Source organism: Devosia sp. GW821-FHT12F11 (assembly GCF_058806655.1).
In genome coordinates this window covers 1,085,945-1,098,863 of sequence record NZ_JBXAPX010000001.1, presented here as the reverse complement: position 1 = coordinate 1,098,863, position 12,919 = coordinate 1,085,945, and the positions used below count along the sequence as shown (strand labels likewise).

General features: G+C 66.5%; 9 protein-coding genes. 5 read left to right on the top strand and 4 right to left on the bottom strand.

Annotated features, from left to right (window positions below):
- Positions 1–2 precede the first annotated feature (2 nt).
- Positions 3–161 carry a hypothetical protein gene (locus AC1ROK_RS05475; RefSeq protein ID WP_326869116.1) on the bottom strand — a complete coding sequence of 53 codons (159 nt, stop codon included), beginning with the start codon at positions 159–161 and terminating at the stop codon, positions 3–5.
- A 63-nt stretch (positions 162–224) separates the two neighbouring features.
- The gene (locus AC1ROK_RS05470; protein ID WP_492844588.1) at positions 225–713 is read right to left on the bottom strand and encodes a flavodoxin family protein; all 489 of its coding nucleotides are present in this window, start codon (positions 711–713) and stop codon (positions 225–227) included.
- 166 nt (positions 714–879) lie between these two features.
- Between AC1ROK_RS05470 and AC1ROK_RS05465 the strand changes: the two genes are divergently transcribed.
- On the top strand, positions 880–3,570 hold the full coding sequence (locus tag AC1ROK_RS05465; RefSeq protein WP_492844586.1) for a bifunctional acetate--CoA ligase family protein/GNAT family N-acetyltransferase: 2,691 nt from the start codon (positions 880–882) through the stop codon (positions 3,568–3,570).
- Between the two features lie 48 nt (positions 3,571–3,618).
- On the opposite strand, the gene mgtA is transcribed toward AC1ROK_RS05465, so the two are convergent.
- Positions 3,619–6,153 (bottom strand): magnesium-translocating P-type ATPase, encoded by a 2,535-nt coding sequence (mgtA, locus tag AC1ROK_RS05460; protein WP_492844584.1) that lies wholly within the window; start codon positions 6,151–6,153, stop codon positions 3,619–3,621.
- 15 nt (positions 6,154–6,168) lie between these two features.
- Positions 6,169–7,797: a chaperonin GroEL gene (groL, locus tag AC1ROK_RS05455; protein ID WP_492844582.1), complete on the bottom strand. Its 1,629-nt coding sequence runs from the start codon at positions 7,795–7,797 to the stop codon at positions 6,169–6,171.
- Between the two features lie 162 nt (positions 7,798–7,959).
- Between groL and AC1ROK_RS05450 the strand changes: the two genes are divergently transcribed.
- The 4 genes from AC1ROK_RS05450 to AC1ROK_RS05435 all read left to right on the top strand — a co-directional run bounded on the left by AC1ROK_RS05450 (position 7,960) and on the right by AC1ROK_RS05435 (position 12,844).
- Entirely contained in the window at positions 7,960–10,488 is a 2,529-nt protein-coding gene (locus tag AC1ROK_RS05450; protein WP_492844580.1) for a cation-translocating P-type ATPase, read from the top strand.
- A gap of 18 nt (positions 10,489–10,506) precedes the next feature.
- On the top strand, positions 10,507–11,481 hold the full coding sequence (locus AC1ROK_RS05445) for a zinc-dependent alcohol dehydrogenase family protein (protein WP_492844578.1): 975 nt from the start codon (positions 10,507–10,509) through the stop codon (positions 11,479–11,481).
- Between the two features lie 629 nt (positions 11,482–12,110).
- Entirely contained in the window at positions 12,111–12,569 is a 459-nt protein-coding gene (locus AC1ROK_RS05440; RefSeq protein WP_492844576.1) for a hypothetical protein, read from the top strand.
- Entirely contained in the window at positions 12,566–12,844 is a 279-nt protein-coding gene (locus AC1ROK_RS05435) for a hypothetical protein (protein ID WP_492844574.1), read from the top strand. The genes AC1ROK_RS05440 and AC1ROK_RS05435 overlap by 4 nt, the downstream gene beginning before the upstream one ends.
- Positions 12,845–12,919: the final 75 nt, after the last annotated feature.

Genomic DNA, 12,919 nt, shown 5'->3' with positions numbered 1-12,919 from the left:
ACTCACTGCGCAACGAAATGGGTGCCCAGGAAGTAGGGCCAGATGAACAGGGCCAGCAGCCCCATCCAGAACTGCAGCTTCAGAAAGCCGATGGTGAAGAGCCAGCCGGCGAACCAGAAGGCGCCGAGCGAGGTATGCTGGGTAATGTGGATGCGTTCCATGGGAGACCCCTGACCTTTGTGCAGGCATGTTGCCCGAGCTGGACCGGACCGGCTTGATCTGGGTCAAGCCGAACCGCTGGACGTCATCCCGGCTGCAAACTCGGCGATGCCGCGGGCCAGGGACGGGCCGCGAATCTCCTCCTCGCGGAAAATCCGGCTCGCCACCACGGGTGGTGGAGTCGCGGCCCGCATCTCAGCGAGGGCCGGGTCGGGTGGTGAATTCGGGCTGGTTCCACGACAGGTGACGAAGACGGCCGTGGCATCCGCTGTTGGCAGCATCCGCAGTGCGCTCAGCACCGGTGGGGCCACGTGGGCAGCCCAGACCGGGCCGCCGACGACCACCAGGTCATAATGCGCGTCCTTCGGGGCGACGACGCTCACCCTCGGCCGGTGCCGGGTGAAGATATCCCACGCCATGGCCAGCGGCCCGTACCAGGCGAGGTATGTCTGGCAGGTGATCTCGGCCAGGTCCGCGCCCAGTTGCTCGGCAAGGGCTTTGGCAACCTTCTGCGTGTTCCCGGTATTGGAGTAGTAGAGAATCAGGGCTGTCATGTTCAGCCTCCCCTTCGGCCTTCCAGCGTGTTCCCGGAAGCTGAGCATGCGGCATGCCGGTATAGGTTGATCTGGCTCAAGTCTCTTACCTGCCGGTTGTGGAAATGCTGCCTCGAGTGCAACCGAGCGGACGGTCACGGGCAGTCCCTCTCACCCAGCGGCAGACATGACCATTCGCAATCTCGAGCAGTGCTTCCGTCCCAGGTCCGTCGCGATCGTCGGGGCCTCGCAGCGCCCCCAGTCAGTGGGGGCGATCGTGCTTCAGAATATCCGCTCAGGCGGCTTTGAAGGCGCCATCTACCCGGTCAACCCCAAATACGACCGGATCGACGACATTGCCTGTTACCGCAACGCTGGCGAACTGCCGGACGCCCCCGACCTGGCGGTGATCGTCACCCCACCGCGCGCCATACCCGGCGTCATCGGCGAGCTGGGCAGCCGCGGCTGCAAGGCGGCGGTGGTGATCACTGCAGGCGTCGATACGGCCAGCGGCCTCAGGCAGGCCATGCTGGACGCCGCAAGACCGCATCTGATGCGCATCGTCGGTCCTAACACCATCGGCATGCTGTCACCGCTGGTTTCGCTCAATGCCAGCTTCGCTCACCTGCCGGCCAAGGCCGGCAGGCTGGGGCTGATCTCCCAATCGGGGGCCATCGTCAGTTCCATCGTCGATTGGGCGGCCGCCGAGGAGCTCGGCTTCTCCCAGTTGATCTCGCTGGGCGACATGGCCGACGTCGACGTCGGCGATTGCCTCAACTGGCTGGCGATGGATGCCGCCACCTCGAGCATCCTCATGTACCTGGAGTCGGTTCCCGAGCCGCGCAAGTTCATGTCCGCCGCGCGCGCTGCGGCACGCATCAAGCCGGTGATCGCGGTCAAGCCTGGCCGACACGGCGAGGCGGCCCGGGCCGCGATGACCCATACGGGCGCCCTCACCGGTTCGGATGCCGTGATCGAGGCTGCACTCCGCCGCGCCGGCGTCATCCGGGTTCGCAACCTGGAGCAGCTGTTCTACGCCGCCGAGGTCACGACGCGCTTCCGTCCGCTCAAGTCGGGGCGCCTCGGCATCGTCACCAATGGTGGCGGGGCTGGTGTCCTCGCGGTCGACGACCTGCTCGATCTGGACGGCAGCCTGGCTCCGCTCGATCCGCAGACGGTGGCGAGCCTCGATGCCGCGCTGCCGGCGACGTGGTCGCACGCCAATCCGGTCGACATTATCGGAGACGCTCCTCCGGGCCGCTACACCGCAGCCGTCTCAGCCGTGGCGGCAGACGCCTCAGTCGACGTCGTGCTCGCGATGAACTGCCCAACCGCCCTCTCCTCCTCGCTCGACGCCGCCCTCGCCATCGCGGGCCTCGCCACGAACGGCACGATCGCCGGCAAGCCCACCATCGGGTGCTGGCTCGGCAAGCAGACAGCCGAACAGGCCAGGGCGGCCCTGCGCGACAAGGGAATCGTCGCGGTCGACACTCCGGCAGCGGCAGCTCAGGCGGTGGACTTCCTCACCCGCTGGTCCCGGCTGCGCGAACGGCTGGAGCGGGTGCCGCCGAGCGCCGGAGCGGTGCAGAGCGACGCCCTGCGGGTGCGGGCCATCCTCGAAAGCGTTGCCCGCGAAGGCCGAACGGTGATGACCGAGCCTGAAGCGAAAGCAGTGCTGGCGGCCTATGGAATACCGGTGCCCGAAACCCGCATCGCGAAAACCGATCAGGAGGTCGGCAGCATTGCCGCCGAACTGCTCGAGCGGCACGATGCGCTGGTGGTGAAGCTGCTGGCCAAGCAGATCACCCACAAGTCGGATATCGGTGGCGTGGTCCTCGACCTGACCAGCCCCGAACTCGCTCAGGAGGCGGCTGCGCAGATCCGCGCCCGGGCAGCGGCGGCAGGGCTCGACGCATTCGAAGGCTTCACCATCCAGCCGATGGTCCGTCGGCGGCACGCGCACGAGTTGCTGCTGGGGCTCAACACCGACCCCAGCTTCGGCCCAGTGGTGGTGTTCGGCGCCGGCGGCGTTTCGGTCGAGGTGGTGCGCGACACGGCGACCGGACTGGCGCCTCTCGACGAGGTCCTCGCGGGCGACATGATTGACGCGACCCGCATCTCGCGCCTGATGGCGGGCTATCGCGACCGGCCTCCGGCCGCAAGGGCGGCGGTGATATCGGCGTTGCTCTCGCTCTCCCAACTGGCGATCGAGCAGCCGGGTATCGCAGCCATCGACATCAATCCGCTGCTGGTCGACGAAAATGGCGCCATCGCGCTCGACGCCCGTATCGAGATCGCGCCGGAACGGCTGCGCGAGGCGGCCCCTAACCGGCGGCTGGCGGTTCGCCCCTATCCCTCGGGCTGGGAGCAACAGCTGGGCTGCAACGGGCAGGCATATCTCATTCGCCCGATGCGACCGGCAGATGCGGCGCTCTATCCAAGATTCCTCGAGCGTGTGACCGCCGAGGATATGCGCCTGCGGTTCCTTACACCCATGCGCTCGCTCTCACACGAGATGATCGTCCGCCTGAGCCAGCTCGATTATGACCGTGACATCGCGTTCGTCGCGCTCGAGACCGAAACCGGCGACCTCGCGGGTATCAGCCGGTTCGCCTCGGATCCGGACCATCACAGCGCCGAGTTCGGCATCATGGTGCGCAGCGACCTCCAGGGGCAAGGGCTGGGCACCGCCCTGATGCGCCAGTTGCTCGACTATGCACGGGCGGATGGCCTCACCATGATCGACGGCCTGATCCTCCGGGAGAATGGCGCAATGCTCGAGCTTGCCGCCCGCCTGGGCTTCTCCCGGGTTCCCGACGCCGGGGCGAGCGAAGCTGTCAGGGTACGGTTGGCGCTCGGCGAGCCCAGTCCGGCATGATGATCCGCGGCCCGCAACTCCCCCGGGGCTTGGGTTGCAGAGCCGTTCTCAGCCTCCCGTGAAGCGGGCTGAAACGCGCCGCCGGCCTCCACCGAGATCGTCGGTGCGTGGCCGGCGTCCTCGGCCCCAGAGCCGATGCTTCAGCAGCTCCGAGGCGATCCCATAGGCCAGGACCACCCCGAGCAGCATCAGCAACAAACCGATCGGCAGCGGCACGAAGCCGGTGATGTCTTCGAGCGGCGCCACGACCAGCCCGATGCCGGCCAGCACAACTGCAGCCGACACGGCGACCAGCCAGTTGCTCGGTCGGCTCGCCAGCGCCGGGAACCTCGTTCGCATGACGAAGATGATGATCACCTCGGTCAGCAGCGACTCGATGAACCACCCGGTCTGGAAGGCAGCGGGATTGTCTCCAACCAGCCAGAGCAGCAGAGCGAATGTCAGGATATCGAAGACGGTGCTGACAGCGCCGAACGAGAACATCGAGCGCAGGAGCTGGCCGAAATCCCACCGTCCCGGCCGCCGGAGGATACCCGCGTCCACCGCATCCGTCGAAACGGCAAGCAGCGGAAGATCCGACAGGAAGTTGTTGATGAGGATCTGTTTGGCCAGCAGCGGCAGAAAGGGCAGGAACATCGAGGCGAGCGCCATGCTCACCATGTTGCCCAGATTGGCGCTGGTGGTGATCGCCACGTATTTCAGCGTGTTGGCGAAGGACGCCCGACCGGTAACGATGCCATTGAGCAGGACATGCAGATCGCGCTCGAGCAGCACGACGTCCGCCGCCTCGCGAGCCGCGGCGACGGCATTGTCGACCGAAATTCCCAGATCCGCCGCGCGTAACGCCGGTGCGTCGTTGATGCCGTCACCCAGGTAGCCGACCACCTTGCCCAGCCGACGGTAGGCTTCGATGATCCGCTCCTTCTGGTCGGGTGTGACCTCGGCAAAGACGTCGGTATGAAGCAGGCGGCGGGCTAGCGCCGGCGAACTGAGGCGCAGGATCTCGTCACCCGTCAGCACGCGCTGGGAGGCCAGCCCGATGGCCTCGGCCACGTAGGTGGCGACGTGGCGGTTGTCGCCGCTGACGATCTTGAGCCGGACGCCGTGCGCCTTCAGCCTCGCGACGACATCGGCGGCACCTGCCTTGACGCGATCTTCAAACAGCACATAGCCGACGAGCGTCAGCCCCGTCTCGTCCGAAGCCTCGATCGCCCCCGTTCCGGGCAGCGGGCGGATGGCGACGGCAATAGCCCTCGTCCCCTTGCTGCTCCATTGCTGCAACTGGGCGAGTTCGGCCAGCCTGCGCGCTGCATCGAGAGGCTTCGGCTCGCCCTCAAGCAGCGTATGGCTGCACCGCTCGAGCACCTGCGGTACGGCGCCCTTGCAAACGAGGAATGCGCCGTCCTGACACGCGACCGCCACCGAAAGGCATTTGCGCTCGAAGTCGTACGGGAGCTCTCCGAGTTTGCTGATCGGCTCAGCCAGTGGTGGCGTCCCCGCCAGCAGCGCCTGATCCAGCGGATTGTCGAGGCCGGCCTGGTACTGGGCGTTGATCCGGGCCCAGCGCACCACACTGGAGCCGTCGCGCCCATCCACCAGCTGGGAGATGCTCAGCACACCTTCGGTCAGGGTGCCGGTCTTGTCGGTGCACAGCAAATCCATGGCTCCCAGGTTCTCGATGGCGACGAGGCGCCGGATCAGCACCTTGGATGCCGCGAGTTGCCTGGCCCCGCGCGACAGCGTGACCGTGACGATGGCCGGCAGCAGTTCAGGCGTCAGCCCCACCGCCAGGGCTGCCGCAAACAGCACGGAATCGACGATGGGGCGCCCCAGCAGCAGGTTGACCGGCAGGATCACCAGCACGATGACGGCCATGGTCTGCGTCATCAGGAGGCCGAACCGTCGCACCCCGCGGGCGAAGCTGGTTTCGGGCTCAAGGCGGTCGGCATGCCTGGCGATCGTGCCGTACTGCGTGGTGGCGCCCGTCGCCCGCACCAGCATCCTTCCAGTTCCACTCCGCACCGACGTACCCATGTGCAGCAGGCACTCCTGCGGCGGCTCCTGACCGACAGGCGATGCGATCTTGGCGGCGGGAAAAGACTCCCCGGTCAACGGCGCCTCGTCCACGTGCAGGCTGTTGGCTTCGAGAGCAATGCCGTCGGCGGGGACCATGCTGCCCGCCCTGAGCAGCACAACGTCACCCGGGACGATTTCGCTGGCTGGCACCTCTCGGGTCTCTCCGTCCCGCAACACGGATGCCGTATTGCGGAGCCGGGCGCGCAGGGCGGCCACCGTATTGGCTGCACGGTACTCCTGGAAGAAACCAAGCACCGAGCTCGCCAGCACAATGGCGGCAATGATCACCCCCTCCTGCATCTCACCGATCCCGAAGGACAGGGCAGCGGCGGCCAACAGGATGATGACGAACGGCGATCGGAACTGCTCTGCGAGCACTCCGATCGGCAGATGGCCAGCGCCGTTTCCGAGTTCGTTCCTGCCGTAACGCGTGAGGCGGCTGGCAGCCTCATCGGTCGTCAGCCCGCCCGTCGGCGCGGATAGGCTATCAGCAGGTGCCGCCTCCATCGCTGCGCCGTCGCTTCAGAAGGCGCCCGCCATGTCGGCGGCAGGCTGAGGTGGCGCGGGCTCATCGGGAACTTCGGTCATTGTCGCCTCGGTCAGCAGCAGCGTGCTGGCGACGCTGACCGCGTTCTCCAGCCCCACCCGCACCACCTTGGTGGGATCGACTATTCCGGCTTCCAGCAGGTCGACATAGGCCTTTCGCGCGGCGTCGAAACCGACTGCCCCCGTGCTCTCGAGCATGCGGGCAACAACCACTCCGCCATCGACCGCGGAATTCTCGGCGATCTGCCGCGCCGGCGCCTCGAGGGCCCGTCGCAGGATCTGCAGCCCGGTGCGCTCATCGCCCTCGGCCACCGCGATCTCGGCATCCAAGGCCGGAGCGCAGCGCAGGAGCGCCAGGCCGCCACCGGGCACGATGCCCTCGGCGACGGCCGCCTTGGTGGCGCTGATCGCGTCGTCCAGCGCATCCTTCTTGGCCTTCATCTCGGCTTCGGTGGCGGCACCGACGCGAATCACCGCAACCCCGCCGGCCAGCTTGGCGAGCCGCTCTTCGAGTTTCTCGCGATCGTAGTCGCTGGTGGTCTTCTTGATCTCGCGGCGCAACTGATCTGCCCGCGCGGTGATGGCCTGCTTGCTGCCCTTGCCGCCGACGATGGTGGTCGTATCCTTGTCGACCACCACGCGCGTCGCCTTGCCCAGCATCTCCAGGGTAACGTTCTCGAGCTTGATGCCGAGATCCTGGGAGACCACCTGCCCGCCGGTGAGGGTCGCGATGTCCTCCAGCATGGCCTTGCGCCGATCGCCGAAGCCCGGCGCCTTGACCGCACAGTTGCGGAAGGTGGCGCGAAGGGTGTTGACGATCAGCGTCGCCAGCGCCTCGCCTTCCACATCTTCGGCCACGATGAGCAGCGGCGCGCCTGACTTGGCAACCGATTCCAGCAGGTTGAGCAGGTCCGCGAGGCCGCTCACCTTGCCATCGACGATGAGCACCAGAGCTTCTTCGAGCACCGCTTCCATACGCTCGGCGTTGGTCACGAAATAGGGAGAGATATAGCCGCGGTCGAACTGCATGCCCTCAACCACCTCGAGCGTCGTCTCGGTGGTCTTGGCCTCCTCGACGGTGATCACCCCCTCCTCGCCGACCTTGTCCATGGCATCGGCGACGATCTTGCCGATACCGGCATCATTGTGAGCCGAGATGGCTGCGACCTGCTCCTTCTCGCTGCGATTGCGGATCGGACGGGACAGCTCCTTGAGGGCCGCGATCGCCGTTAGCGCACCGCGTTCCAACCCGCGCTTGAGATCAATTGCACTGGCGCCGGCGACCACGTTTCGCACGCCATCGGCAAACATTGCGTGTGCCAGCACCGTCGCCGTGCTGGTGCCGTCGCCGACGATGTCGCCGGTCTTCTCGGCGGCCTGACGCAGCATGCGGGCGCCGAGGTTTTCCTCGGGGTTCTTGAGGTTGAACTCCTTGGCGATGGTGACCCCGTCATTGCAGACGATCGGGGCGCCCCACTTCTTTTCGATGAGCACCGACTTCGAGCGTGGCCCCAACGTGATGCTCACGGCATCGGCCAGTTGGGCGGCCCCGCGGAGAATCCGCTCACGCGCTTCGGACCGAAACAGAACCTGCTTGTAAGGCATGACCACAATCCTTTCCTCGACTGCCGGCCAGTGTGGCGTCGCTCGCCGCAGGCGGTCTTGATCCGCGTCAAGTCGCATCCGGCAGCGCTTGACCTGCATCAACCGAGAGCGGCTCGCGCCGCCATAGCCTGCAGTTGCCGATGCTCGGCCGGAGGTGATGACGTGCAGGCGGCGCCGATCGACATGGAACTCCAATCCGGCCTCACCAGCACCGAGGCACGGCGCCGGCTGGGCGTGTTCGGACCCAACAGCCTGCCCTCAGCCAGGCCGCCGACACTCCGGGATCGAGTGTTGCGCCTCGCGCGGGAGCCCATGCTGATCCTGCTGCTGCTGGCGGCGGCAATCTACTTCGTCCTGGGCAGCATGGCCGAAGGCATCATGCTCATGCTGTTCGCCGCGTTCAGCATCTCACTGATGCTCATCCAGGAGCGCCGCAGCGAAGGTGCCCTGGCCGCGCTGCAGCAGCTTTCTGCCCCAATGGCGCGGGTGCGGCGCGACGGCGAGGATGTTCGCCTTGCTGCGGCAGATCTGGTTCCCGGCGATCTGGTGCTGCTCAATGAGGGCGAGCGCGTCCCCGCCGATGGCGTCCTGGTAGCCGCCGCCCATCTGGCCATCGACGAGTCGCTGCTCACCGGCGAAAGCGTGCCAGTGGACAAGAGCGTGTCGCCGACCGAAGCGCCGCCCGCCACCAATCGCGTGTTCGGCAGTACGCTGGTCGTCAACGGCCACGGCATGGCGCGTGTGACCGAGACCGGTGCACGCACCGAAACCGGCAAACTCGGCGCGTCGCTGGCCAGCATCGTTCCAGAGGAAACTCACTTGCAGCGGGCAACCGGCCGCCTGGTTCGTGTGTTCGGCATTCTGGCCCTGTTCGTGTGCGGGGGCCTCGCGGTCTATTATGGGCTGGTGATGGGGGATTGGCTGCAGGGTATCCTCTCCGGCATCGCCCTGGGCATGGCGATGCTGCCCGAGGAGTTTCCGGTAGCGCTGGCGATATTCCTCGCCATCGGCAGCTGGCGACTTGCGCAGGCAGGGGTATTGGTGCGCCGTGCGGCGGCAGTCGAGGCGCTCGGCGCAACGACCTGCCTGTGCGTCGACAAGACCGGCACCATCACCGAGAACCGGATGCAGCTGCGCTATCTCGACGACGGCACAACCCGGCTCGACGTTCGGCAGGCAGCCGTACTGCCGGCCAGCTTCGTTCCCCTGCTCAAGAGCGCCTGCTACGCCTCGCGTCGCGGCGGCTATGACCCGATGGATCTGGCGGTGTTCGACCTGGCTGACAGCGTGCTGGCGGCGAACCTTGACGAACACGCCGGGCTCGAGCGGGAATATGGGCTCACCACCACCTTGCTGGCGATTTCCCAGGTATGGCGTGACGGCAATGGCCGCATCTTCGTTGCCGCCAAGGGCGCGCCGGAGGCGATTATCGGCATGAGCGCGATGAACGCTCCGGACACCGCCTCGATGATCGAACGCGCTCATGGCCTCGCGAACCAGGGGCTGCGGGTGCTGGCCGTGGCAGAGGCCGGCTGGGACGGTGCGGTGCTGCCCGACGACCCGCGCCAGTTTGCCTTCCGCTACCTTGGCCTCCTCGCCTTCGAGGACCCGGTGCGGGCCAGCGTGCCTGCCGCCGTGACGGCGGCCCACGCGGCAGGGGTCGAAGTGAAGATGATCACTGGAGACTTTCCAGCCACGGCCCGCACCATCGCCGCCGAAGCCGGAATTCCCAGTTCGGAAGTGGTGACGGGAGACGACCTGCGAGGCGCCAGCCCGGCTCTGATGCAGGAGTGGGCCCGGACGGTGAGTGTGTTTGCGCGCGTCCGGCCGGAACAAAAGCTCGAGCTGGTCGATGCGCTGCAGGCCAATGGCGAGACCGTGGCAATGACCGGCGACGGCGTCAACGACGCGCCGGCGCTCAAGTCCGCCGACATCGGCATCGCCATGGGCAAGCGCGGCACCGACGTGGCGCGCGAGGCGGCCGGCATTGTGCTGCTCGAGGAGGATTTCGGACGCATTATCGAGGGCATCAGGCTGGGGCGCCGGATCTTCGACAACCTGCGCAAGGTCATCATCTACATCGCCGCCGTGCACGTTCCCATCGCCGGGCTTGGATTCCTCCCCGTGGTCTTCGGCATGCCGATCGCCATCTGGCCGCTGCACGTGGTGGTATTGGAGATGGTCGTCGACTCGATGTCCTCCCTTGCCTTCGAGGACACCCCGGCAGAACCCGACATCATGCGCCGGCCGCCGCGCCGGCGCAGCGAAAGCGTCGCAGCCTTGCCGCAACTTCTGTATGGCCTTGCACAGGGCGCTGCGGTGCTGGCGGCAGCGTTTGGCATCTACGCTGGTGGATTGGCCCTCGGAGTCGATGCCGACGTGGCTCGGGCCATGACCATCGTGACGACGATCATCGGCAACCTCGGGCTGGTCCTCAGCAACTCGAGCCAGCACTCGGTTTTCGCCGGTGCCCTGCCCCGGCCGCAACCATTGTTCCTGCCCATCGCCGCCGTTACCCTGACGCTGATCGTCTTGGCGATCTATGTTCCGGCGCTACGCCAGGTCTTCCACTTCGGCGTGCCGTCGGCGGTGGAGCTGGTCGTTGCGGTGGCGGCCGGCCTCGGCTCGTTCATTCTCGTGGAAACGGGCAAGCTGCTCACGCCGGTGCGACGGATCGCAGGGGCTTTCTGAGCCGACGGAGGCAGAACAATGCGCGCCATGCGGATGCACCGGGCCGGAAGTCCCCTCGTCCTCGACGACATCGCGGTTCCTGCCCCAGCCCCGGGCGAGCTGCTGATCAGAGTTACCGCCTGCGGTGTGTGCCGTACCGACCTGCATATCGTCGACGGCGACCTACCGGCGCGCCGCCTGCCCCTCGTGCCCGGACACGAGATCGTCGGGATCGTGGCTGCGAACGCGGCGGGCTTCGCTGCTGGCGACCGCGTTGGCGTTCCCTGGCTGGGCGGAACCTGCGGGGAGTGCTCCTACTGCCTCGCCGGGCAGGAAAACCTCTGCGACCGGCCGCAGTTCACCGGTTATCATCGCGATGGCGGCTACGCGGAATACTGCGTGGCGCGGGCAGCCAATTGTGTTCGGCTGCCGCCCGGAGAAGACGACGCGCACCTTGCCCCCCTGCTGTGCGCCGGCCTCATCGGCTTTCGCTCCTATCGGCGCGCCGGCAAGCCAGAACGGCTGGGGCTGATGGGGTTCGGCGCTGCAGCCCACATCATCACGCAGGTGGCACGCGCCGACGGCGTGGCCGTCTATGCCTTCACCCGGCCGGGGGACGCAAGCGGCCAGGCATTCGCCCGACGTCTCGGCGCAGTCTGGGCAGGTGGAACGAAAGAACAGCCGCCCGAGGAGATGGACGCCATCATCATCTTTGCGCCAGCGGGCGAACTCGTACCACGGGCGTTGCGGCTCGTGCGCAAAAGTGGTCGGGTCGTCTGTGCCGGCATCCACATGAGCGACATCCCGGCATTTCCCTATGCCGACCTCTGGGGTGAGCGTGAGATCGCCTCGGTGGCAAACCTGACGACTGCCGATGCGACTGATTTCTTCGCACGGCTGGGATCAGTGGCCGTGGAAACAACGGTGACGACATACGCACTGGAAGCCGCGAACAGGGCGCTTGACGACCTGCGGGCCGGGTCGATCAACGGCGCCGCGGTGCTGTTGCCTTAGCGTCGCCGTTCATGCGCTTGACCCGAGTGATGCGGTCCCCCTCAAACGTCCGGGAGCGGGCTTCCCGGTCAATTGAAGCTGACGCGACTTTGATTTCGATCAAGGCCGAGGCTCAGGATACGCTTATCGTGTGAGTATGGTGCGATCATGCGATGAACTCCGAGTCCTGGTAGCCATGCTGATCCTCAGCGTGGCGCTAGCGCTTGGCTTCGGTTCAGCGGCGCATGCTGCCTCGTCGCGCATGTCCGCCGGGCAACACGACGTCGCCAGCATCCAACACGGATCGCGCGGGCATGACACTGGCACACAGGCGCCGTGCCACGACCAGATCACCGATTGCTGCCCGAGCCCGGCACACTGCGGCAGCTCCGGCCATGCCATCTTCGTTGTGCCGGCCGGCGCTTCAGCTTTCGCCTATTCCCGAGGCAGGACCTGGGCCTCCGCCACAGAGCGATGCCTCAAGGGGCTCGATCCGCTGGTCAATCCCCACCCGCCCCGTGACCGTGCCTGACATCCGCGGCTTCCGCGGCCGCTGACGTTTTCGCCCGCACCAGCGCCTTAGCGGCCCTGCTGCACGGCGTCTCGTCACCACCACATTCAAATTCGGCACAACGCAATGGGAGAAGACCATGCGCGTTATCACCCCCCTATGCATCGCGACGCTGTTCCTTGGCCTCGCCAATCCTGCGGTCGCCCAGACGGACCCACACCACCCCGAAGGCGCCCCCCCTTCCGCCGTAGCCGAGGAACCGGAAGGCGACTCGGCTCAACTCGCCGTTCCATCTGCCGGCAACGCGATGACCCAGTGTCCAGGCATGATGAGCATGATGCCGCAAGGCGCTGGGGAAACCGCCATGCCGATGATGCAAATGCACATGATGGCGATGATGCAGATGCAAATGCAGCTCATGCAGCAGATGCAGAGCGGCGGGATGCTCCAGCCCGCACCGAGCGGCTCACCCCAGATGCAGATGATGGAGATGATGCGGTCCATGCAGATCATGCAAATGGACCTGATGCAGATGATGCAACAGATGCGGAAGGACGCGGCTACGCCCCAGCCCCCTGCCATGGGAGCCGCGCCATGACCGACATCATCGCAACCAGACGCACGATGTCGACACTGGGGCTGGCTGTCGCCGCCAGCGTGGCGCTCATCGTGCTGTTCGTAACGTGCGCCCTCGTGGGGGTGCTGTTCCCCGACCTCCAGGCAACGCATGCCTGGGTGGGGTTGTTCACGCTCGCTCCCGTGACGTCGCCGCAGGCGTGGCTAGAAGGCATCTTCTTCAGCCTCGCCTTCGGTATCCTCACCGGCTCGATCATCGCTGCAGTCCACAACGCCGTTGCGGCGCGCGGACTCTGACACGGGCCGGCCGCAGGGCCGGCTCGCTTTCAAGACCATGCACGCCCCTCGTGGCTTCCAACTCCTCCACCAGGG